This is a genomic window from Anaerolineales bacterium (genome assembly GCA_019637755.1).
GTDB lineage: Bacteria > Chloroflexota > Anaerolineae > Anaerolineales > UBA11579 > JAMCZK01.
In genome coordinates, this window is the sequence record JAHBVC010000001.1 from 226,978 (window position 1) to 247,607 (window position 20,630).

Annotated in this window: 23 protein-coding genes; 17 read left to right on the forward strand and 6 right to left on the reverse strand. The window is 63.5% G+C overall.

Annotated elements, in window-relative coordinates; translation table 11 throughout:
- The first annotated feature begins 1 nt into the window (after position 1).
- From KF821_01180 to KF821_01210, 7 genes are all read left to right on the forward strand, one after another.
- Positions 2-2,047 (forward strand): glycosyltransferase family 39 protein, encoded by a 2,046-nt coding sequence (locus KF821_01180; protein MBX3004422.1) that lies wholly within the window; start codon positions 2-4, stop codon positions 2,045-2,047.
- A 25-nt stretch (positions 2,048-2,072) separates the two neighbouring features.
- Complete coding sequence (locus KF821_01185; GenBank protein ID MBX3004423.1) at positions 2,073-3,257, forward strand: cysteine desulfurase; 1,185 nt, start codon at positions 2,073-2,075, stop codon at positions 3,255-3,257.
- Between the two features lie 69 nt (positions 3,258-3,326).
- Complete coding sequence (gene mnmA / locus KF821_01190; protein MBX3004424.1) at positions 3,327-4,439, forward strand: tRNA 2-thiouridine(34) synthase MnmA; 1,113 nt, start codon at positions 3,327-3,329, stop codon at positions 4,437-4,439.
- A 40-nt stretch (positions 4,440-4,479) separates the two neighbouring features.
- Positions 4,480-4,746, forward strand: a complete 267-nt coding sequence (locus tag KF821_01195; protein ID MBX3004425.1) for a hypothetical protein — start codon at positions 4,480-4,482, stop codon at positions 4,744-4,746.
- Entirely contained in the window at positions 4,739-5,539 is an 801-nt protein-coding gene (locus KF821_01200) for a tRNA (adenine-N1)-methyltransferase (protein MBX3004426.1), read from the forward strand. The genes KF821_01195 and KF821_01200 overlap by 8 nt, the downstream gene beginning before the upstream one ends.
- Entirely contained in the window at positions 5,539-6,147 is a 609-nt protein-coding gene (locus KF821_01205) for a hypothetical protein (protein ID MBX3004427.1), read from the forward strand. Before KF821_01200 ends, KF821_01205 begins: the two co-directional genes overlap by 1 nt.
- Positions 6,144-6,752: a CoA pyrophosphatase gene (locus KF821_01210; protein ID MBX3004428.1), complete on the forward strand. Its 609-nt coding sequence runs from the start codon at positions 6,144-6,146 to the stop codon at positions 6,750-6,752. The genes KF821_01205 and KF821_01210 overlap by 4 nt, the downstream gene beginning before the upstream one ends.
- A 2-nt stretch (positions 6,753-6,754) precedes the next feature.
- On the opposite strand, the gene zwf is transcribed toward KF821_01210, so the two are convergent.
- From zwf to KF821_01230, 4 genes are all read right to left on the reverse strand, one after another.
- Positions 6,755-8,275, reverse strand: coding sequence for a glucose-6-phosphate dehydrogenase (gene zwf / locus KF821_01215; GenBank protein ID MBX3004429.1), 1,521 nt, complete (start codon positions 8,273-8,275; stop codon positions 6,755-6,757).
- A complete protein-coding gene (gene gnd / locus KF821_01220) occupies positions 8,272-9,183 on the reverse strand; it encodes a decarboxylating 6-phosphogluconate dehydrogenase (protein MBX3004430.1) in 912 nt (303 codons plus the stop codon). The genes zwf and gnd overlap by 4 nt, the downstream gene beginning before the upstream one ends.
- 67 nt (positions 9,184-9,250) lie before the next feature.
- The gene (locus KF821_01225) at positions 9,251-9,616 is read right to left on the reverse strand and encodes a DUF1801 domain-containing protein (protein MBX3004431.1); all 366 of its coding nucleotides are present in this window, start codon (positions 9,614-9,616) and stop codon (positions 9,251-9,253) included.
- 43 nt (positions 9,617-9,659) lie between these two features.
- Positions 9,660-10,154, reverse strand: a complete 495-nt coding sequence (locus KF821_01230; protein MBX3004432.1) for a hypothetical protein — start codon at positions 10,152-10,154, stop codon at positions 9,660-9,662.
- Between the two features lie 163 nt (positions 10,155-10,317).
- Between KF821_01230 and tig the strand changes: the two genes are divergently transcribed.
- The 10 genes from tig (at position 10,318) to KF821_01280 (ending at position 19,293) form a co-directional block, all read left to right on the forward strand.
- A complete protein-coding gene (tig, locus tag KF821_01235; protein ID MBX3004433.1) occupies positions 10,318-11,802 on the forward strand; it encodes a trigger factor in 1,485 nt (494 codons plus the stop codon).
- Complete coding sequence (locus KF821_01240; protein ID MBX3004434.1) at positions 11,795-12,454, forward strand: ATP-dependent Clp protease proteolytic subunit; 660 nt, start codon at positions 11,795-11,797, stop codon at positions 12,452-12,454. The genes tig and KF821_01240 overlap by 8 nt, the downstream gene beginning before the upstream one ends.
- A gap of 589 nt (positions 12,455-13,043) precedes the next feature.
- Complete coding sequence (locus tag KF821_01245; GenBank protein ID MBX3004435.1) at positions 13,044-13,820, forward strand: HAD-IIA family hydrolase; 777 nt, start codon at positions 13,044-13,046, stop codon at positions 13,818-13,820.
- 21 nt (positions 13,821-13,841) lie between these two features.
- On the forward strand, positions 13,842-14,924 hold the full coding sequence (gene rlmN / locus KF821_01250) for a 23S rRNA (adenine(2503)-C(2))-methyltransferase RlmN (protein ID MBX3004436.1): 1,083 nt from the start codon (positions 13,842-13,844) through the stop codon (positions 14,922-14,924).
- Positions 14,925-14,947: 23 nt separating this feature from the next.
- Positions 14,948-15,178 (forward strand): NIL domain-containing protein, encoded by a 231-nt coding sequence (locus KF821_01255; GenBank protein MBX3004437.1) that lies wholly within the window; start codon positions 14,948-14,950, stop codon positions 15,176-15,178.
- Between the two features lie 24 nt (positions 15,179-15,202).
- Positions 15,203-16,570 (forward strand): magnesium transporter, encoded by a 1,368-nt coding sequence (mgtE, locus tag KF821_01260; GenBank protein MBX3004438.1) that lies wholly within the window; start codon positions 15,203-15,205, stop codon positions 16,568-16,570.
- A gap of 7 nt (positions 16,571-16,577) precedes the next feature.
- Positions 16,578-17,201 (forward strand): class I SAM-dependent methyltransferase, encoded by a 624-nt coding sequence (locus tag KF821_01265; GenBank protein MBX3004439.1) that lies wholly within the window; start codon positions 16,578-16,580, stop codon positions 17,199-17,201.
- Positions 17,198-17,857 carry a hypothetical protein gene (locus KF821_01270; GenBank protein ID MBX3004440.1) on the forward strand — a complete coding sequence of 220 codons (660 nt, stop codon included), beginning with the start codon at positions 17,198-17,200 and terminating at the stop codon, positions 17,855-17,857. Before KF821_01265 ends, KF821_01270 begins: the two co-directional genes overlap by 4 nt.
- A gap of 359 nt (positions 17,858-18,216) precedes the next feature.
- On the forward strand, positions 18,217-18,927 hold the full coding sequence (locus KF821_01275) for a SpoIIE family protein phosphatase (protein MBX3004441.1): 711 nt from the start codon (positions 18,217-18,219) through the stop codon (positions 18,925-18,927).
- 9 nt (positions 18,928-18,936) lie between these two features.
- Positions 18,937-19,293, forward strand: a complete 357-nt coding sequence (locus tag KF821_01280; protein MBX3004442.1) for a hypothetical protein — start codon at positions 18,937-18,939, stop codon at positions 19,291-19,293.
- On the opposite strand, the gene KF821_01285 is transcribed toward KF821_01280, so the two are convergent.
- On the reverse strand, positions 19,290-19,997 hold the full coding sequence (locus KF821_01285; GenBank protein ID MBX3004443.1) for a prepilin peptidase: 708 nt from the start codon (positions 19,995-19,997) through the stop codon (positions 19,290-19,292). The genes KF821_01280 and KF821_01285 overlap by 4 nt on opposite strands.
- A gap of 256 nt (positions 19,998-20,253) precedes the next feature.
- Positions 20,254-20,613 (reverse strand): thioredoxin, encoded by a 360-nt coding sequence (gene trxA, locus KF821_01290; protein MBX3004444.1) that lies wholly within the window; start codon positions 20,611-20,613, stop codon positions 20,254-20,256.
- Positions 20,614-20,630 lie beyond the last annotated feature (17 nt).

Here is a 20,630-nt window from a genome sequence, read left to right on the forward strand (position 1 = left end):
CATGCCCGCCGCTCCCGCCCCGCGCCGCCCGGCCGCCCCTCGCCGCCCCTCCGCCCCGCGCCCCAGCTTGGGCCAGCGCCTGCGCACTGCCTACGCCGGCCCCGCCGCCGCACGCCTGGCCTTCGGGCTGATGCTATTCGCAATCGTGGCGGTGCGCTTTTGGAACCTAGACGGCTTACAAAGTGAAGTTTTCGGCGATATCAGCACGGCTACCATCTACGTGCGCGATGTGCTCAGCGGAACATGGCCCTTTTACATCCCGCTCAGCACCGGGCCACTGTTCCACTATCTGGCTGCGCCCGCGGCCCTGCTGCTGGGCCTCAATTACCTTAGCCTCAAAATCAGCTCGGTGCTGATCAGCCTGGCCGCCCTGGGCTTCACCTATTTGCTGGCGCGCCGCCTGCTGGGGGCGCGTTTCGCCACGTTGGCCACCTTCATCGCCGGCATCTCCTTCTGGCTGCTGATCCACAGCCGCCTGGGCAACGTACCCATCGTGGTGCCACTGCTCGCCGCAGCCTTGGGCTGGCTGCTGGTCAGCTACCAGCAGCAGCCGCAGCCGCGCTGGCTGTATTGGGCAGCGTTCGTCTCCATCCTGGGCCTCTACACCTATCCGGGCGCCTACCTGCTACCGGCGGCGCTGCTGGCCTGCATGCTGCTCTGGCACTTCCGCACGCCGCGCCCCAGCGCCGCATTGTGGCTGCGCGTGCTGGCGCTCCTGTTCGTGCTGGCGCTGCCCTACGTCTGGATCGTGTCGCAAAATACCGTGGCGTTCAGTTCCGAGGGCTACCTGGGTGGCAAATTCGCCACCAGCGCGCAGGCCTTATGGCAATTGGCGCAGAATGCGATCAAGGCCTTCGCCGCCTATAACTTCAAAGGCGATAGCATCAGCCGCGTCAACATCGCCGGCCGCCCACACCTCGATGCGCTCAGTGGCGTGCTCTTCCTGCTCGGCATCCTGTTCTGGCTGCGCCAGCCGCGCCGCACCACGGGCGGCGTGCTGCTGATCCTGTTCGTGATGCTACACATCCCCTCAATGCTGGTGGTGGCCAACAGTCAAGAGGTGCCCAGTGCCACGCGCACGCTGGGCGCCGCGCCGCTGGCCTATCTCTTCGTAGCCAGCGGCCTGTGGCAACTGGCCGCCGGGTGGCCACGCCGTTGGCCCCTGGTCTGGCGCCACCTGGCGCTGGGCGCGCTGCTGGCCGCAATCAGCGTGCTCAACCTGGTGGGTTACTTCGGCGCCTACATTCACGGCCTGCCCTACCAAAATACACCGATCGCTCGCCACATTACCCAACTGGCAGACCTGTTGCCCGCTGATACGCAGGTTTATCTGGTGGGCTGCTGTTGGGAAGGCAGCATGCCTGAGCCGATCAGCATTGCTGATGAGATCGCCCGCCCGGAAAACTTCCACCCCTTGCAAGCCGAAGCCTTGGATTGCCGCGCCCTGGAGGCCAGCCTGCAAGGCCCAGCCGTGGTCTTCTGGAGCTTTCACACGCCCCTGCCCGCGCCGCAACTCGCCGCTTGCGCCGAACGCTTCCCCGCCCAGCTCTATACCAGCCCGGCCGGCCTGCCGATGTTTTATGCCGCCACGGTCCAGGGCCTGCCTATTATCGTGCCCGTGCCCAACTTGGAAAGCCAATGGTTGCACTGGGAGGATGCGCTAGTGTTGGTGCGCCACTCCGCCCTGGATAGTGGCCGCATCGAAGACCTCTTTGACGGCAATTTTGATTCGTTGCTGCGCGGACGCGAAGCCAATCCACTCATCCTGGATTTTGAGTTCGACTCCGCGCGCACGCTCAGCGCCGTGCAGCTCAGCCTGGCCGGCTTGCGCGAGTTTGAGGTGAACCTGGCGCTCACCTACGCCGACGGCAGCCAGCATACGCAACAAGCGCACTACGCCGATCTGCCATCCGACCCGCGCGTGACGCTGAGCCTGCCGCCCAGCCAAAGCCCGGTGAGCCGCGTGGAGCTTGCCATTCGCGATCTGGCGCCGCCGCCCACCAATGGGTACCACATCCACGTTCGTGAGCTGACGCTGCAGCCCTAAGCCACACCCCGCTATAATCAGCGCCATGGCCGCGCCTACGCGCATCTATTTCGATCACGCCGCCACCACACCGCTCGATCCGCAGGTGTGGGCCGCGATGCAGCCCTACTTCACTGAAGAGTTTGGCAACCCGGCCTCGGTGCACAGCTACGGCCAGCGCGCCGAAGCCGCACTGGAGGATGCCCGCGGCCAACTGGCCGCCCAGTTGGGCTGCGAGCCCGAAGAATTGCTGTTCACCTCCGGCGGCACCGAGAGCAACAATCTGGCGCTGCGCGGCGCGGCCCTGGCGGCGCGCCAACAGCGCGGCGCCCACCAGCTCCTGGTTAGCCCGGTGGAGCATCCCGCGGTGGCGCGCACGGCCGAGCAGCTGGCCGCGGAGTTCGGCTTCGAATGCGTCTGGCTGCCGGTGGATCGCTACGGGCGCGTGGCGCCCCAGGCCGTCGCCCGCCAGCTCGGCCCGCAGACCGCCCTGGTCTCGGTGATCCTGGCCAATAACGAGATCGGCACGCTCAACCCCATTCCCGAGATCGCCGCCATTTGCCGCGAGCATGGCGTGCCACTGCATAGCGATGCGGTGCAGGCCCCGGCGATGCTGGCGCTACACCTGGCCGAGCTGGGCGTCGATCTGCTCAGCCTGGGCGCGCATAAGCTCTACGGCCCCAAAGGGGTCGGCGCGCTCTACGTGCGCCGCGGCACGCCGCTGCTGCCCATCCAAACCGGCGGCAGCCACGAAGCCGGCCGCCGCGCCGGCACGCCCAACGTACCCTATATCGCCGGCATGGCCGCCGCCTATGCCCTGGCGGATGCTGAGCGCAGCCAGGTGCAGCCTCATCTACTGGCGCTGCGCGAGCGCATCATCAGCGCGGTGCTCGAGAGCATTCCTGAAAGCCAGCTGACCGGCCACCCCAGCGAACGCCTGGCTAACCATGCCAGCTTCGTTTTCCGTGGCGTGGATGGCAATGCCTTGCTGATGCTGCTGGACGATGCCGGCTTTGCCTGCTCGTCCGGCTCGGCGTGCAAAACCGGTGACCCGCAGCCCAGCGAAGTCTTGCTGGCGATTGGGCTGACCCCCGAGTGGGCCGGCGGCTCGCTGCGCATCACGCTGGGCAAGCACAGCCGCGCCGCCGAAGTAGACGCGCTGCTGGCGGCGCTGCCCAGCCTGGTCGAGCGCGCCCGCGCCCTGGAAGGAGCCCACCGTGAGCCGCGCTAGCGCCGGGCCGCAGCCCGCTGCGCCCGAAGCCTCGGTTGTCTGCGTTCAACTGTGGCGGATGGTGGTTGCATGAGCAAAGGTAAAGTCGTTGTCGCCATGAGCGGCGGCGTGGATAGCTCGGTGGCGGCGGCCCAGTTGCAACAACAGGGCTACGAGGTCACCGGTATGATGCTGCGCCTGTGGAGCGAACCCGGGCGCGAGGCGAGCAATCGTTGCTGCACCCCGGCAGCGATGAGCGTGGCGCGGCGTGTGGCCGGCCAGCTCAACATCCCCTTCTATGCGATCAATGCACAGGAAAGCTTCCGCGAGATCGTGGTGCAGAATTTTCTGGAAGGTTACGCCGCCGGCGGCACGCCCAACCCCTGCCTGGCCTGCAACCGCGAGATCCGCTGGGAGTATTTGCTGCAGCGCGCCCTGGCCCTGGGCGCCGATTACATGGCCACCGGGCACTATGTGCGCCTGCACCGCCAGCCCGGCGAACCGGTGCGCCTGTTCGAAGCCGCCGATGCGCACAAGGATCAATCCTACGTGCTGCATGTGCTCAACCAGGCCAAGTTGCAACACGCCCTGTTCCCGCTGGGTGAGCTGACCAAGCCCGAAGTGCGTGCCATTGCCGCAGAGTTGAAGCTGCCCGCGGCCACCTCCAAAGAAAGTATGGATCTGTGCTTCCTGGCCGGGCAAGACTATCGCCAATTCTTGCAGCGCCACCAGCCCGAACTGGCCCAACCCGGCCCGATCGTGAACCGCGCCGGCGAAGTGCTGGCGCAACACACGGGCCTGGCCAACTACACCATCGGCCAGCGCAAAGGTCTCGGCATCCCTGCCGCGCAGCCGCTGTATGTGCTGGCCAAAGACAGTGCCAACAACCGCCTGGTAGTGGGCACGGCCGTCGAGCTCGGCGGCAACGAGCTGCACACGCACACGATGCACTGGCTCAGCGGCCAGGCACCGCAATCCGAATTCGCCGCCGAAGTGAAGATCCGCTACAGCGCGCGCAAGGCCGCCGCCACCGTGCGCCCGCTGGCCGATGGCCGCGCTGAGATCCTCTTCGCCGAGCCGCAGCGCGACATCACTCCCGGCCAAGCCGCCGTGGTCTATCGCCATGGCGAAGTGTTGGGCGGCGGTATCATCCAGCACAGCGCCGGCATCGCGCAGCCCACTGATTTGCTGCAAGTGCAGTAAACTGCCTGCACGCCGCCCGGCGCGGCGCAACCATAGCTCAATGACCTTTCCTGCTTTTATCCTCGGCGCCACCCTCGCCACCCTGTTCGCCGCCGCCATGCACCTGTGGCGCGGCGGCGGCTTAGGCCGCTTGCTGCTCTATCAGGGCTTAGCCTGGGGCGGCTTCTGGGGCGGCCACCTGCTTGCCCAGCAACTGGGCTGGACGCTATTGCGGCTGGGCCCGCTGTACCTGGGCGTGGCACTGCTGGCCAGCCTGCTCAGCCTGGCCGCCGGCCACTGGATCTTTGTGGTGCAGCCCGGTGAGTAGCCCCGCCTCCTCATACGCTCAGGCGGGCGAGCTGGCCCATCTATTAGGGCCGCGCGGCCACGCGCTCACCGTGCGCCTGGCGCCAGGCGAGCGCGTGCAGAGCATGCACGGCGTGATCGCCCATGAAGCGCTCATCGGCCGCGAATGGGGCACGCAGGTACAGACGCACCGCGGCGTGGTGTTCACCCTGTTGCAACCAGCGTTGGACGATCTGCTGCGCGAGATGGAACGCGCCAGCCAGGTGATCTATCCCAAAGATATTGGCTACATTCTGCTCAACCTTGGCATCGGCCCGGGCACCGAAGTGCTCGAAGCCGGCACTGGCTCCGGCGCGCTGACCGTGGCGCTGGCCCATGCGGTAGGCCCCAGCGGGCATGTGTACAGCTATGAGCGCCGCCCCGAAGCGCAGGCCATGGCGCAACGGAACCTGGCGCGCCTCGGCCTGCTGGAACGCACCAGCCTGCACCTGGCGGATATCAGCGGCGGGTTTGCCGAGCGCCAGCTGCCTGCCGCCTTCCTCGATCTGCCCAACCCTGAGGATTATTTGCTACAGGTGCGCGCCGCCCTGCGGCCGGGCGGCTTCCTGGGCTGCATCCTGCCTACTACCAATCAAGTTAACCTGCTACTGGCGGCGCTGGAGCAACACGCCTTTGGCTTCGTCGAGGTATCCGAATTGCTGCACCGCTACTACAAAGCGATCCCCGGCCGCCTGCGCCCCGTCGACAACATGGTGGCGCACACCGGCTTCCTGATCTTTGCGCGCAAGCTGGCCGCCCCCCAGGAGCCGGGCTGATGGCAAATTCGCCGCGCCGCCGTTTTCGCTATGCGCGCCGCCCACTGGCCGAGCGCCTGCAAAAGTTCAAGCAGCAACGCCCGCGCGGCCCGCTGCTGCCCGGCCGCGCTCTGAACCCGCGCCTGCAAAAAGAGCTGCGCCGCGCCAACCACTTGCTGGCCGTGGGCGCACACGCCAACGCCGGGCGCATCTTTGCCGATATGGCCAGCCGCGCCCTCGATCACGACATCTGGTATCCGGCGCCGATGCTGTTCCTGCAAGCCGCGCATGCCTACCTGCTCGGCGAAGACAGCACTTCCTCGCTTGGCTATGCGCAACGCGGCCTGGAATTGCTGACCAGCCAGCAACGCGCCGCCGAGTTGCGCCACGCCGCTGCGCGCTACCTTAACGAGCTGGATGCCAGCGCCAGCGCATCCGAAAGCGCCGCCCTGCGCACCTGGCTGGATACGGCACTCCAGCAGACCGCCCAGGCGCCCAGCACCCCGGCTCCCGGCAGCCTGTGCCCGTACTGCGGCGCCCACGGCAGCCTGGAGGCGCTGGCGGCGCGCGGCGGCCAGGCACAGCTGTGCCGCTACTGTGACAGCATCTGGCACAACGAGGCGGCGTGAACCCGGCCGATCTAAGCATCACCCAGATCCAGGCGCGCCTGGCCGCCCGCCAGGCCGACCCGGCCATCGGGGTCGCCAACGAAGGCTACCCGGTGGCCGACCCGCGCCCGGCGGCGGTGCTGCTGCCGCTGCTGCGCCACGCGGATGAATGGCACCTGCTTTATATCTTGCGCGCCGTGCACGCTGGTGATATGCACAGCGGCCAGGTGGCCTTCCCCGGCGGCCGCTGGGAAGCGCACGAGAACAATGCTGTGCAGGCCGCCTTGCGCGAGGCGCACGAAGAGATCGGCCTGCGGCCTGAACAAGTGCAATTGTTAGGGAATTTAGAAGACTTTATTACGATCAGTAGCTACCGCGTGACGCCGGTGGTGGGCCTGATCCCCTGGCCGCTGGCGCTGCAGCCGCAGCCCGGCGAGGTGCAGCGCATCTTCACCATCCCGCTGGCCTGGCTGGCCGACCCGGCCCACCGCGAGGAGCGCGCCCGCAGCGCCCCCAACGGCGCGGCTGTGCAGGTGGTGTACTTCACTGAATATGACCGCGAAGTATTGTGGGGCATTACGGCCCGCATCACGCTGAACTTCTTGCAGGCGCTGGGCCTGGCGTAGCATCAGCCCGGCGGGGTGAGCATCTCGCGCCAGGCGTGGCCGTGCGCTTCGATGAATTTGTGGTGCTCCTTGGGCCCCCAACTGCCCGGTGCATACTGCGGCAGCTTGCGCGCCGGCTGGCTCTGCCAGGCCTGCAAAACCCCATCCACAAATTTCCATGCTTCCAGCACTTCATCGCTGCGCGTGAACAAGGTCGCATCGCCATGCAGGCAATCGAGCAGCAGGCGCTCGTAGGCCTCAGGGGTGCTGCTGCCAAACGCCTCCGCGTAGGAGAAATCCATCTTCACCGATTTCAACGTGTTCTCCGGCCCGGGTACTTTGGCGCCAAAGGTCAGCGTGATGCCTTCGTCTGGCTGGAGGTTGAGCACCAGCCGGTTGGGCGCATCGCCGGCCATGTTGTGGGCGCCGAACAAGGCCAGCGGCACCTGGCGATACTGGATGGCGATCTCGGTCACCCGTTGCGCCAAATGCTTGCCGGAGCGGATGAAGAACGGCACGCCAGCCCAACGCCAGTTATCGATGGCCACGCGCATCGCCAAAAAAGTTTCGGTCTGCGAGTGCTTGGCCACGCCTTCGTGCTCCAGATACGCATCCACTGCCTGGCCGTCCTGCTGGCCGGCGGCATACTGGGCACGCAAGGTGTTGTGCAGCGCCTCCTCCCCGGTGAGCGGGCGCAAGGCGCGCAGCACCTTTACCTTCTCATCGCGCACCGCATCGGCGTTGAAGGCCACCGGGGCCTCCATGGCGGTGAGGGTGAGCAATTGCAGCGCGTGGTTCTGCACGATGTCGCGGATCACGCCGGCACTATCGAAATAGGCGGCGCGCCCATCCACGCCGATGGTCTCGGCCACGGTGATCTGTACACAATTGACGTAGCGCCGATTCCACAACGGTTCAAAAATGCCATTGGCAAAGCGGAAGAACAAAATGTTCTGCACGGTTTCTTTGCCCAGGTAATGATCGATACGATAGATCTGCTCTTCGTCGAAGACGGTGTGGATCATCGCTTCGAGCTCTTGCGCCGAAGCCAAATCGTGCCCGTAAGGCTTCTCGACGATGATACGCGTCCAGCCCGCTTCGTGCTGAGCCAAGCCCGCCGCGCCCAGGTTGGAGATGATCGTCTCGTAGACATTGGGCGGGGTGGCCAGGTAATACAAGCGGTTTTGCGCGCCCAGCTCATCCAACTTGGCTTGCAAGCGGCCATAGCCGGGCTTCTCGGCAAAATCTGCGTAGACGTAGTGCATTCGCGCCTGCAGGTCGGCCAGCGCGCCCGCATCCAGCGGCTGGCTGCGGGCGAACTCGGCCACGGCCTTGCCCATCTCGCTGCGCAAGGTCTCGTCGCTCCATTCGCGGCGGCCCACCCCGAGGATGTAGGTATCCGCGGGCAGTTGCCCGGCCAGCACCAACTGGTACAGCGCCGGCACCAGCTTGCGGTGCGCCAGATCGCCAGTGATGCCGAAGATCACCAGCGCCGCCGGCTGGCGGCTGCGATCGCTGCGGCCGTTACTGCGTGTCGCGCTCATTCGGCCTTCTTGACGGCGTGCCCGCCGAACTGGTTGCGCAGTGCGGCGATGAGCTTGTTGGCAAAGCTCTCCGGCTGGCGGCTGGCAAAGCGCTGCATCAGCGCCAGCGTGATCGTCGGGGCGGGCACATCTTGATTGATCGCCTCGAACACCGTCCAGCGCCCCTCGCCAGAATCTTGTACGTAGCCAGCAATATCGGTGAGCTTGGCGTCAGATTCGAGGGCACGCGCTGCCAGATCCAGCAACCAGGAGCGGATCACGGTGCCATACCGCCACATCTCAGCCACCTGGTGCAGGTCCAGCGCGAATTCTTCTTTGGTGGCCAGCAGCTCAAAGCCTTCGGCATAGGCCTGCATCAGCGCGTATTCGATGCCGTTGTGCACCATCTTGACGTAATGGCCCGCACCGCTCGGCCCCACGCGCCCCCAGCCGCGCTGCGGCTCGGGCGCCAGCGCGGCAAACAGCGGCGCCAGGCGCTCGGCGGCGGCGGCCGCGCCGCCCACCATCAGGCCGTAGCCATTCTCCAGCCCCCACACGCCGCCGCTCACACCCACATCCAGCATGTCAATGCCGTGCTCGGCCAGGCGAGCGGCGCGGCGCATACTGTCACGAAAGTTGGCGTTGCCACCATCCACGACTACATCGCCGGGGCTGAGCAAGCCCAGCAGCGCTTCCAGCGTGCTTTCGGTGGCCTCACCGGCGGGCAACATCAGCCACACGGTGCGCGGCGCGTCGAGTTGCGCCACCGCCTCCGCCAGCGAGAAGGCCGCCAGCAACCCAGCCTCTTGCTGCAATTGGCGCGTGGCCGCATCGTCCAGGTTGTAGCCCACCACCTGGTGCCCCGCCTGTAGCAAGCGGCGGCTCATGTTGCCGCCCATGCGGCCAAGACCAATCATGGCAATTTTCATCAATCGACTCCTCATTACAAATCAGCGCGCCGTGAACCGCGCGCGCAATAGGCTGGCTAGTGGCCGCTTACTTCTTTGCGGTTTCTTTAATTCTCTTGCGGTGCGCCAGGGCAAGCTTGCGGATCAAGGCCAGCGGCAAGGGCTTATCCAGCGCGAAGCGCAGCGTGCCCTTGGAGGCTTGGTACGGTTCGATCTGCTTTTGGGTGCTGGCCGGCAACGGCGGGATGGGATACACGGCCACATGCTTGCTGTGGCCGGCAAAATACATCAGATACTTGCCCCCCACGGTGAAGGCAGCGATGCGATAGCTGATCGCCTCCTGTGCCTCCGGCACGGCGTCCTGAATGGTGCTGCGGATGGCTTGCAGTAATTGCTGGGTGGCAGGCGGAAAGGTGCGAATGTACTCACTGACAGTTTTGGGAGATTCGGCCATGGGTAACCTCCTGCGGTTACGGCACTCCCAACTACTATAGCGTTTAAAAGCCGCGTGCGCCGATCATCATGGATACGAAGATCACCAGCATAACGCTGAGCCCCACCCGCGGCAGGATGCGCAACACCTTAACGATGCGCTCCGCCTCGCGCGGGGTGACCTCGGCGGCCATGCCCTTTACCCCCGGCTCGATACGATGCTCAACAAAAAAGTGAAACAACGCCAGCAGCAATCCCAAGCCACCACCCAGGGCGATGAATACGCCGCGTGGCGAGCTGAAGTAGGCGCCCAAATTGCGCCAGCCGGTGAGCTGGTAGTTGAGCGTGGCGCCGGCCACTAAGGTGATGAAGGCCAGCACCGAAGCGAGTTGAAAAATGCGCGGAAAGACGCGGCCGATGAATTCCAGCCGGGCGGCCAGCTCCATCTTGAGCGCCGCGGGCACCAGCACAAAAACGATGACGATGACTTCACCCAGCCAGGCCGCGCCAGCCAGAACGTGCGCCCAACGCGCCGCAGTAAGCAAACTAATCTCAGGCATGGCCGCATGCTAGCTCAGGCTGGCGCAGAAATCTAGCCCCTCGGTTTAACATATTGGTCACCCGCGGCCGCCGCCCCTTCTTACACTCCTCTGATGGTCGCCGCCAGGCGCCGCATGCTATAATCCCGCCCGTTCGTTCTAAATTCGTTAAGGAAGCGTACTCTTGAAGATCAATAGTCAATCCACGTCAGAGGACCATCAACTGCTGCTCTCGGTCGAGATCGAGCCCGAGGTGATGGCCAACGCCAAGCAAAAAGCGGCGCGTAAGATCGCCAAGCAGATCAAGATCCCCGGGTTTCGCCCCGGCAAAGCGCCCTACAACGTGGTGGAAAAGCAAGTTGGCGAAGCCGCCATCAAAGATGAAGCCATCGACATCATGTTGGGTGATGTATATCCCCAACTCATCGAAGAGACCGGCGTAAAACCCTACGGCCCCGGCACGCTGGAAAAGATCGACGAGGAGCAGAACCCGCCGGTATATGAATTCCGCGTGCCGCTGACCCCCGAAGTCACCCTGGGCGACTATGACAAGATCCGCCTGCCGTTTGAAGAACGCCAGCCGAGCGAAGAAGACATCCAAAAAGTCTTTACCAATCTGCGCGAGCAGAACGCCACGCTGACCCCGGCGGAGCGCCCGGCGCAGGAAGGCGATATCGGCTACATCCTGCTCAGCGCCGTACGCCAGCAACCCAAGGATGGCGAGGCGGATTTGCTGCCCGAGCGCCGCTACCCGGTGGTGATCGAAAAAGAAGACGTGGATGGCAACAACGAATGGCCCTTCCCGGGCTTCTCGCGGGCCTTGATCGGCCTGAGCGCCGGAGAAGACAAGAGCTTCACGCACACCTTCGCGGCGGACTCTGAATTTGAGGACCTGCGCGGCGAGACGGCCGAATTCAAAGTGAAGCTGGAAGAGGTCAAGGCGCGCGAGCTACCGGCGCTGGATGATTCGCTGGCTCAGAGCATGGGCGATTACAAAACCATGGACGATCTGCGCGCCGAGATTGTGCGCCAGCTCACCGAGAACATGAACCAGGAAGCGCGTGAGGCATACGAAGACAAGATCGTCACGCAGATGATCGCCGAGAGCACGATCAAGTACCCGCCGCAGATGCTGCACCACGAAGTGCACCATTACATCGAAGACATGGTGCCGGATTTGAACGCGCGGGGCCTGGATATGGACACCTACCTCAAGAGTCGCCAGATGAGCATGGACGACCTGGAAAAAGAGGTAGAGCCGGTGGTGGAAGAGCGCCTGAAGAAATCACTGGTGATCATGGAAGCCTCGCGCAAAGAGACGATCGAGATCCCTGAAAATGAAATGCAGGAGATCGTGCAGCGCCGTCTGGGCCAGTTGCAACAAATGGTCTCGGCGCAGGATATGCGCAAGTTCCTGCAAGACCGTGACAACGTGCAGGGCTTGGTAAGCCGCACGATGAGCGAAGAGATCATTCGCCGCACCCTCGCCCGCCTGGGCGCGATTGCCCAGGGCAAGGGTGACGAGCACCGTAAAGAATCGGCGGCGGCCAGCGTCAGTATGGAAGACGCCGCCGAGGCGCCTGCAGGCGAAGCGCCTGCGGCCGAAGCGGCCCCCGAGGCCAGCCAAGCGGCGGCCAAAGACACAGGAAAGGAAAGTGACAATGAATAAGCTCAATACCGCCCCCGGCGCGGCCGGGTTTAGCCCGCAAGCTGTCATCCCGATGGTGATCGAATCCACGGGGCGCGGCGAGCGTGCCTTTGACATCTACTCGCTGCTGCTCAAGAACCGCATCATCCTGGTGAGCACGCCGATCGACGACCAGACCGCCAACCTGGCCGTGGCCCAGCTCATCTACCTCAGTAATGAGGATCCGGATGCGCCGATCCAGATGTATATCTCCTCCCCCGGTGGTTCGATCTACGCGGGCATGGGCATCTACGACACCATGCAAATGATCCCCAACCAGATCAGCACGGTGGCCGTGGGCTTCACCGCCTCGTTCGGCACGATCTTGCTGACCGCTGGCGCCAAGGGTCACCGCTATGCACTGCCCAACGCCACCATCCACATGCACCAGCCGTGGCAGCAAGGCGGCGGCGGCCAGGCCAGCGACATCGAGATCCAGGCCAAGGAAATTCTGCGCCAGCGTGCCCGCCTCAACGAGATCCTGGTGGAGCGCACCGGCCGCACTTTGGCGGAGATCGAGAAGGACACCGACCGCGACACCTACATGACCGCCAAGGAAGCCGTGGACTACGGCCTGGTGGATCAGGTACTGGAGCCGCGCGAGTTGAAGCAGCTCAACGAGAAGAAGAAGTAAGCGTTCGCAACCAGCGACACATAAGAGCCGAGGCATAGCCTCGGCTCTTGTTTTTTAAGCACAGTCATTAGTTTTAGCCAAGGAATGGCGGGGCTTACTGCAAGCACATCACCTCTGTCATTGAGAGGAGTATTCCAGTGCGCCAGCACTGGAAACGGACGAAGCAATCTTGTGCTCATTAGGCTTAGGACTAGTACAGATTGCTTCGTCCGTTTTGAGGAGCACTTCGTGCTCCTCAAATACTCCTCGCAATGACATGATGTCTTTATTCCATCAACGTTTGCACTTCATCTGCAAGGTACTGCAATACCTCATTGCCTGGCATGCTAAAAACTTACACATTACCTCACTGTCATTGCGAGGAGTATTCCAGTGCGCCAGCACTGGAAACGGACGAAGCAATCTGTAGTAAGCGATGAAGCGAGCATTGCTAGACAGCGTGACTTTGCGTGCCCTAAAGGATTCCTCTCTCGCTACGCTCGCTCGGAATGCCGAGGCTTGCAGAAAACACAGCACCCCTCTGTCATTGCTTCGTCATACCCCCTACGTGCCGCTCGCAATACAATCCTGCAGCTTATAATGCTGCACCATGACTGCACTCAAAGCTCTACTCTTGGATATGGATGGCGTGCTGTGGCGCGGCACGCAGCCGATCGGCAGCGTGCCCGACAACCTGGCGGCGATTGCCGCCAAGGGGCTGCAAGCCGCCTTCGTGACCAACAACTCCACCCTCACAGTGGAGCAATACCAGGAAAAGTTCCGTAAATTCGGTGCGGAAGTAGACGCCAGGCAGATCCACACCTCGGCCAATGCTTCGGCCCACTATCTGCAGCAACAGTTCCCCCAAGGTGGCAACGTCTTCGTCATCGGCGAAGAAGGACTGCAGCAAGCTATGCTGGCGCGCGGCTTCACCCTGGCGGATCACGATTGTGTAGCCGTGGTGGCTGGGCTTGATCGCCAGCTCAGCTATGACAAGCTGCGCAGCGCCACGCTGCAGATCGCCAAGGGTGCTGCATTCATCGGCACCAACCCCGACCGCACACTACCCTCGCCGGATGGCCCGGTACCAGGCGCGGGCAGCATCCTGGCGGCGATCCAAGCCGCCAGCGGCGTGCAGCCTACCATCATCGGCAAGCCCGGCACCGCGGGCTTCATGGCGGCCATGGATGCCCTGGGCGTCAGCCCGGCTGAAACGATGATGATCGGCGACCGCGTGGATACCGATATCGCCGGCGCGCAAGCGGCCGGCTGCCGCACCGGCCTGGTGCTGAGCGGCATCACCACCGCCGCCGAGGCGCAGGCCTGGCAGCCCGCGCCGGATCACATCGCCGCCGACCTGGCCACATTGCTGGCAGCTTTGCCGTAAACACAGTACCCTAGTAAAGCTATGCACCCACACCCCCTCATTTACGATTTCAGCCAGGCCGAGCTGGCCGAGCAGTTGCGCGGCTTCGGCCAACCGGCGTACCGCGCCGCGCAAATTTGGGATGGGCTCTACAAGCAGCTGTGGGCACGGCCTGAAGAGTTCACCAACCTGCCCAAAGAGCTGCGCGCCCAACTGGCCGAGCACTTTAGCTTCGCCAGCCTCAAGGCGATTCTCACGCAGCACTCCAGCGACAAGCAAACCCACAAGACGCTGTTCAAGTTGCCCGATAACAACGCCATCGAAACCGTGCTGATGCGCTACGACGATCGGGATGGTAGCCAGGGGCGCCGCACGCTGTGCATCAGCAGCCAGGCTGGCTGTGCGATGGGCTGCGTGTTCTGCGCCACCGGACAGATGGGCTTCCGCAGCAATCTGAGCAGCGGCCAAATCGTGGAGCAGGTGCTGTACTTTGCGCGCCAGCTCAAGCAGGATGGTGAGCACGTCACCAATGTGGTGCTGATGGGCATGGGCGAGCCCTTTCACAACTACAACGCGGTGATGGGAGCGATCGCGCGCCTCAACGATCCCAAGGGCTTCGGCCTCGGCAACCGCCACTTCACCATCTCCACCGTGGGGCTCATCCCGGCCATCCGGCGCTACACCCAAGAGCGCCACCAAATGGGCCTGGCGATCTCACTGCATGCCGCCGATGACGCGCTGCGCGCCAGCATGCTGCCGATCAACAATCGCTACCCGATCAAAGACTTGATCGAGGCGTGCCGCGACTATGTGGCCAGCAGCGGGCGGCGCATCACCTTCGAGTGGGCGTTGATCAGCGGGGTCAACGACACGCCGGAGCAAGCGCGCAAGCTGGCCAACCTGCTGCAGGGCTTGCTATGCCACGTGAACGTGATCCCGCTCAACCCCACCAAGGGCTACGGCGGCAAGCGCTCCACCCGCGAGAGCGTGGCCGAGTTCAAGCGCATCCTCGAAGAAGGCGGGATCTCGTGCACCGTGCGCGTGCGCCGCGGCATCGATATTCAGGCGGGCTGCGGCCAATTGGCCGAAAAAGCGCAGGGCCAACTTGTGCACATTGACAACTGAAGGGTGTAAAATGCGGGGTACCAATGACTGAACAAGTCGTGCGCCTTATCTATCCGCCTGCCGCGGTGAACACGCCGGTTGTGACTCACTTGATTCGCAACTTCAACGGGCTCACTGTGAACATCATGCATGCGGAGACAAATTCCAGCGATGGCTGGATCGAAGTGCAGCTCGCCGGAACGGCAGCCATCATTGAAGCTGCCATCGATTGGCTGCGCAAACAAGGGATCGAGGTGCAAGTCTTGGGGCATTAAATCTTAACGTGTAGTGAGGTTGCTATGAACGACCGAGTGCCGGATTTCGAACTCGAACTGGAGCGCATCCAGGAATTCTTACGAGAGGACCGAATAACCGAGGCACTCGATGTGTTTAAGGGCCTCAACCTCGGCGATCAGGTCGAGGTGTATAACCAGCTCCCCGAAGAACGCCAGGAAGAATTCGTACGCTTGCTGCCCCCTGAAGAGGTGGCGGAACTGTTTAACCGTCTGAGCGATGCGCAGGCGGTGGACGCGGCCGAGCATCTCACCGCCGAAACGCTCTCCGAAATTTTGGATGAGATGCAGCCGGACCAGGTGGCAGACATCCTGGGTGACCTGCCGCCCGAGCAAGCCAATGAAGCGCTGCAACAGATGGAGGATCCCGATGATGTGATCCCCCTGCTGGCCTACCCGGATGAAACCGCCGGTGGCCGCATGACCACCGAATACATCGCCATGCGCCGGCATACGCGTGCCGCCCAGGCGATCGAGTTCCTGCGTGAGATCCACCCGGATCATGAGGTACCGTATTACGTCTTCGTCATCGACCGCGAGCGGCGGCTGTGCGGCGTAATGGGCATGCGCGAGCTGGTGGTGGCGCTGCCCGACAAGCTGGTGGAAGACCTGATGGACCCGGATGTGATCTACGTCACGGCCGGCACCCATCAGGAGGAAGTGGCGCGCCTGATGAGCAACAACAACCTCTCAGCCATCCCGGTGGTGGATGACAATGGCCACATGCTGGGCGTGATCACCTTTGACGATGTGATCGACGTGCTGAAAGAGGAAGCGGGTGAAGACATTCTGCAATTGGGTGGTGTTGAGCCTGGCCCTTTGCTGGACGTGCCCTATTGGTCACAAAAGATTTCGCAGGTGGTGCGCTCACGCTTTACCTGGCTGCTGACGCTGTTTGTGGCCGAGACGCTGACCGGCACGGTGATGCGCCACTACGATGAGGAGATCAAAACGGTGGTCTCGCTGGCCTTCTTTGTGCCCCTACTGATCGGCACCGGCGGTAACGCCGGCTCACAAACCGTGGCCACGATCATTCGCGGCATGGCGCTCGGCGAAGTAAAGCGCAACGAAATGCTGTGGGTGCTGTGGAAGGAGTTCCGCACCGGCATCGCCCTGGGCGTGCTCCTGGGGCTGGTGGGCTTTGGGCGCGCCCTATTGTGGGGGGTGGATTGGCATCTGGCCATCACCGTCGCATTGACGATTGCGATTATCTGCATCTGGGCCAACTCCGTGGCGGCAATGATCCCCATGCTGGCCGATAAGATGGGCATCGACCCTACGATCATCTCCGGGCCGTTTATGTCGACCTTGATCGATGCCACCGGGCTGATCATCTACTTCAGCCTGGCCGCCTGGATCCTGCCACAGCTCTAAGCGAGCGATGCACGCGCTGCTGCGCTTATTCTTCTATCTGCTCTACCAGCCGTTGGCGTGGAGCTATGATGCGGTGGCCTGGCTGGTTTCGCTGGGCCGCTGGCGTAGCTGGGTGGCCAGCAGCCTGAGCGCCCTGCGCGGCCAACGCGTGCTGGAGCTGGGCCAGGGCCCCGGCCACCTCCAGGTGGTTATGCGCAAGGCGGGCTATACGCCAGTGGGGCTTGACCTTAGCGCCCAGATGGGCCACCTGGCAGCCCGGCGGCTGGCCGCCGCGGGCAATGCGCCCCTGTTGGTACGCGCCGATGGGCGCTGGCTGCCCTTCCGCGCTGGGGCTTTTGACAGCGTTGTGGCCACCTTTCCCACCGAGTATGTCTTCAGCGCGCAGAGCCTGAGCGAGGCGCGGCGCGTGCTGCCTGCGGGTGGGCGCCTGGTCTTGTTGCCCGTGGCCTGGATCACCGGGGGCAGTATGCTAGAGCGCGCCGCGGCCTGGCTGTTCCGCATCACCGGCGAAGCGCCGGCCTGGGACGAGCGCTGGGCTGCGGCGATTGCCGCAGCAGGCTTCGTGGTGCGCGAACAGCGTGTAGCGTTGCCCGGATCCGAGGTGCTGCTGCTGCTGTGTGAGCGGCGATGAGCGCTATCCAAAACTTGCTCGAAGACATATTCGGCGGCCAGCCCAGCAGCTTGCGCAACGAATTTGAGGGCTGGTTGCGCAGTTCGCGGCGCTTCTACACGTTTGCCTATGAGTACCGCAACAAAATTCGCGCCAAGGTGCATAACGCTCAGCACCCCGGCAGCCGCGAGGACCTGCGCGCCGAGCTGGAGCTAGCGGCCACGTTGAGCGCACAGCCGAGCTTTGCCGTGGAGTACGAGCGTTTTGCGGCGCGCAAAACACGCGGCCCCGACTTTAGCGTACGGTTCAAGGGCCACACCGAATTCCACATCGAGGTGCGCCGCGTGCAGGCGCAAGCGCCACGACTGGCGCAGATCGTGGCCGAAAAGGCACGCCAACTGCCCAGCGGCGCGATCAATCTGCTGTGGCTGGCCAGCGAATACCCCGTATCCGTGGAGGAGATCGCCGCCAGCCTGCAGACGCTGCGGCAACTCAGCGCACAGGCCGCGCCCGAGGACGCCGTACTGGGCTACCGCAATCCGGCCGCGCTGCGCAAGCAACTGCCGCGCCTCAGTGCGATTCTGGTGTGGCAGGCTGGGCAGGCGACGCTGTGGCCGCAGCCAGCAGCACGCCACAGCGTGCCGCCGGAGCTGGCGAACAGCCTACGCCGTTTGTAGCCTGATTTGTATTCACCCCCTTGCCTGCAAAAGATTGGCCAGCCGCGGCTGGCCAGGCAGCGCCCTGACGGACGCCCTGCCGCATGCCGCGCACGTTGGCGGCGGCCCGGTGGCAGGTACGGAAACTTGCTGCGTGCAGCTACTGGCCTGGCGCGAAGCCGGGGCCGCGGGCGGGGCCCCACATCCCGCTGGGGATCCCGGTCTTGGCCAAGGGTTCACTGCTCTGGCAGCAAATTCAGGATGCTTATCGCATAGTTTGGGCCGCAGGGCGCAAACTGGCTGGTGAAATCAAGCCACTGGACAAGACGCTAGGCGCGTGGTTCCACGCGGTGGTGGTTTCATTTACAATTCCCGCCGCAATGGAAATCCTCATCGGTGTAGCCAAGACCAATAAATACGCCATGTCTGAAAGTGGCGACACGCTGGAAGTGGTGGAACGGCCCAGTGGCGGGCTTTCCGTGGTGCTGGCGGATGGCCAGCGCTCAGGCAAGAGCGCCAAGTTCATCTCCACCATGGTGGTGCGCAAAGTGATCAGCCTGCTGGCCGAGGGTGTGCGTGATGGCGCGGCGGCGCGGGCGGCCTCGGACTATTTGCTGACCCATCGCAATGGGCAAGTGCAATCCACGTTGAACATCATTTCGATCGAAATGGAAACACGCAAGCTACTGGTAACGCGCAACAATCCGTTGCCCGTGCTGGTCTTTCAAGATGGGGAGATCACCAGCCTGGACGAGCGCAGCGACGCGGTAGGCTTGCGGCGCGAAACGCGCCCGGTGCTCACCGCGCTGGAGATCCGCGCCGGGCTGAGCGTTGCGGTCTTCACCGATGGCTTGCCCTTTGCCGGTGAGCGCAGCGGCACACCGATGGATATTCACTCGGCGTTCAATCGCATGGCCACGCTGGGCGAAAGCCCGCAGGCGATCGCTGATGGGCTGATGAGCGAAGCGCTGACGCTGGAGCACAACCGCCCCGGCGACGACATTAGCATTCTGGTGGTGGGTGTGCGCTCGACTCTGCAGGATGACGCTGTGCGGCGCATGCAGGTGCGCCTGCCGGTGTGGCCCGGGTAGAATAGCGCCATGTCGAGTACCAAGCCGCGCGTTGGAGTGGTTGGGCCCTGCAAATCGGGCAAATCCACCCTGGTGCGCGGCTTGTTGGCGGCAGGCTACCCTGCCAATCAGATCGCCCAAGAACATTCGTTTGCGCCACGCATGTGGCAACAATTAGCCCCCACCCCGGATATTTTGTTGTATCTACATACGGAGTACCCCAATACGGTGGCACGCGGCTTGAACTGGCTGGAGCGCGACTACGCTGAGCAACTCAGGCGCTTGGCGCACGCGCGCGAGCATGCCGATTTCGAGATCAGCACGGATGCGCTCGCCGCGGAAGAGGTGCTGCAACGCGTGCTGGCGTTTTTGGACGCGGCAGCTTAAGGGTAGAGGCCGAGCAGCACCAGCGCCACGGCGCCGAGACACAAGAAGGGCGCATAGGGGATCGAAGCAAACAGCGAATAGCGCCCACGCATCAAGCTGACGAAGACAAACCCCAGGCTGTAAGCACCGGCCAGCAGGATGCCAGCCATCAGGCCCGGCAGTATCGCCGGCCAGCCCAGCAGCAAGCCGATCACGCCTGCCAAATTCACATCGCCGAAACCGAGGGCGACCTCCTCCCAGGCTTGCTTGCGCAGGCGGGCCAACAGGCGGCCAATGAGCTCGCCGGAGAAGTATAGGCCGAGCATGAGCAGGAAGCCCGCCGCCCCACCCGCCAGCGTGGGCAGCAGGCCGTGGCGCCAGGCGCCCAAGGCACCGAGCGCCAGCGCGCCGAAGAGGCTGACCGGGTGCAGAACCAGGCGATGCTCAATATCGATGACAGTGACGAGCGCGAAGTACGCAAGTACCACGGTAAGTAGATATGGCGAAAAATCCGCGGGGGGATTTTGGAAGATGTATACACAGGCCAGCAACAAGACCACGTGCACCACAAACTTGCGCGGGGCATGGATGTATGCGCCGATGGACTCAGGGGTCAGTGGCCACCAGGCCGGCCGGGCCAGGCGGCGGTGGAGTGGCAGCACGTCGGCAAGATAGTTGACGAGCAGCGCCGAGAGCAGGCCAGCGGCGATGGCGGCAATGAGCATGCGGGGATTATAGAGGGGAATAATCGATTAATTAGTTAGTCAATTGTTGATTGGTTGATTGGTTGATTAGTCCCCTCACCCCATTGACGTCGATCCACGACTGGCTCCTAACCCCCCTCTCCCTTAAGGGAGAGGGGACGCAGCGAAGCTGCGGGGGTGAGGGTTCGCGTATTGCAGTAAGAGCGCAGCGCGGCGGGGGTGCATACAAACAAAAAGACCGAGCGAACGCTCGGTCTTTTTGCTTTACATGCAGAGCCTAGTTGGCTTCGGCGGCCGGGCGGGAAGCTACGTCGACGAACTGGTCGAAGAGCTCGCGCAGCATCGGCTCCGGCAGCGCGCCGACCTGGCGATGCACCAGCTTGCCGTTGGCGACGAAGAGCATGGTGGGGATGCCGCGCACATCAAACTGGCCAGCCCACTGCGGATTCTCGTCGGTGTTGACCTTGGCGATGACGACTTTGCCGGCATACTCCTGGGCAAACTTATCCAGGATCGGGGCTACGGCGCGGCACGGGCCACACCACGGCGCCCAAAAATCCACCACGACCGGGGTTTCGGATTGCAAAACGGCCTTCTCAAAGGCTTCGTCAGTTACATGTACAGGTTCGTTGATCATGTCTCGCTCCGTTGTTG

Excerpts from the sequence above, each read along its gene's own strand:
- trxA (MBX3004444.1), bottom strand. The coding sequence starts at position 20,613 with ATGATCAACGAACCTGTACATGTAACTGACGAAGCCTTTGAGAAGGCC.
- KF821_01285 (MBX3004443.1), bottom strand. The coding sequence starts at position 19,997 with ATGCTCATTGCCGCCATCGCCGCTGGCCTGCTCTCGGCGCTGCTCGTC.
- mnmA (MBX3004424.1), top strand. The coding sequence starts at position 3,327 with ATGAGCAAAGGTAAAGTCGTTGTCGCCATGAGCGGCGGCGTGGATAGC.
- KF821_01270 (MBX3004440.1), top strand. The coding sequence starts at position 17,198 with ATGAGCGCTATCCAAAACTTGCTCGAAGACATATTCGGCGGCCAGCCC.
- mgtE (MBX3004438.1), top strand. The coding sequence starts at position 15,203 with ATGAACGACCGAGTGCCGGATTTCGAACTCGAACTGGAGCGCATCCAG.
- KF821_01225 (MBX3004431.1), bottom strand. The coding sequence starts at position 9,616 with ATGGCCGAATCTCCCAAAACTGTCAGTGAGTACATTCGCACCTTTCCG.
- rlmN (MBX3004436.1), top strand. The coding sequence starts at position 13,842 with ATGCACCCACACCCCCTCATTTACGATTTCAGCCAGGCCGAGCTGGCC.
- KF821_01265 (MBX3004439.1), top strand. The coding sequence starts at position 16,578 with ATGCACGCGCTGCTGCGCTTATTCTTCTATCTGCTCTACCAGCCGTTG.
- zwf (MBX3004429.1), bottom strand. The coding sequence starts at position 8,275 with ATGAGCGCGACACGCAGTAACGGCCGCAGCGATCGCAGCCGCCAGCCG.
- KF821_01275 (MBX3004441.1), top strand. The coding sequence starts at position 18,217 with ATGGAAATCCTCATCGGTGTAGCCAAGACCAATAAATACGCCATGTCT.
- KF821_01230 (MBX3004432.1), bottom strand. The coding sequence starts at position 10,154 with ATGCCTGAGATTAGTTTGCTTACTGCGGCGCGTTGGGCGCACGTTCTG.
- KF821_01205 (MBX3004427.1), top strand. The coding sequence starts at position 5,539 with ATGGCAAATTCGCCGCGCCGCCGTTTTCGCTATGCGCGCCGCCCACTG.
- KF821_01180 (MBX3004422.1), top strand. The coding sequence starts at position 2 with ATGCCCGCCGCTCCCGCCCCGCGCCGCCCGGCCGCCCCTCGCCGCCCC.
- gnd (MBX3004430.1), bottom strand. The coding sequence starts at position 9,183 with ATGAAAATTGCCATGATTGGTCTTGGCCGCATGGGCGGCAACATGAGC.
- KF821_01195 (MBX3004425.1), top strand. The coding sequence starts at position 4,480 with ATGACCTTTCCTGCTTTTATCCTCGGCGCCACCCTCGCCACCCTGTTC.
- KF821_01255 (MBX3004437.1), top strand. The coding sequence starts at position 14,948 with ATGACTGAACAAGTCGTGCGCCTTATCTATCCGCCTGCCGCGGTGAAC.
- KF821_01185 (MBX3004423.1), top strand. The coding sequence starts at position 2,073 with ATGGCCGCGCCTACGCGCATCTATTTCGATCACGCCGCCACCACACCG.
- KF821_01240 (MBX3004434.1), top strand. The coding sequence starts at position 11,795 with ATGAATAAGCTCAATACCGCCCCCGGCGCGGCCGGGTTTAGCCCGCAA.
- KF821_01245 (MBX3004435.1), top strand. The coding sequence starts at position 13,044 with ATGACTGCACTCAAAGCTCTACTCTTGGATATGGATGGCGTGCTGTGG.
- KF821_01280 (MBX3004442.1), top strand. The coding sequence starts at position 18,937 with ATGTCGAGTACCAAGCCGCGCGTTGGAGTGGTTGGGCCCTGCAAATCG.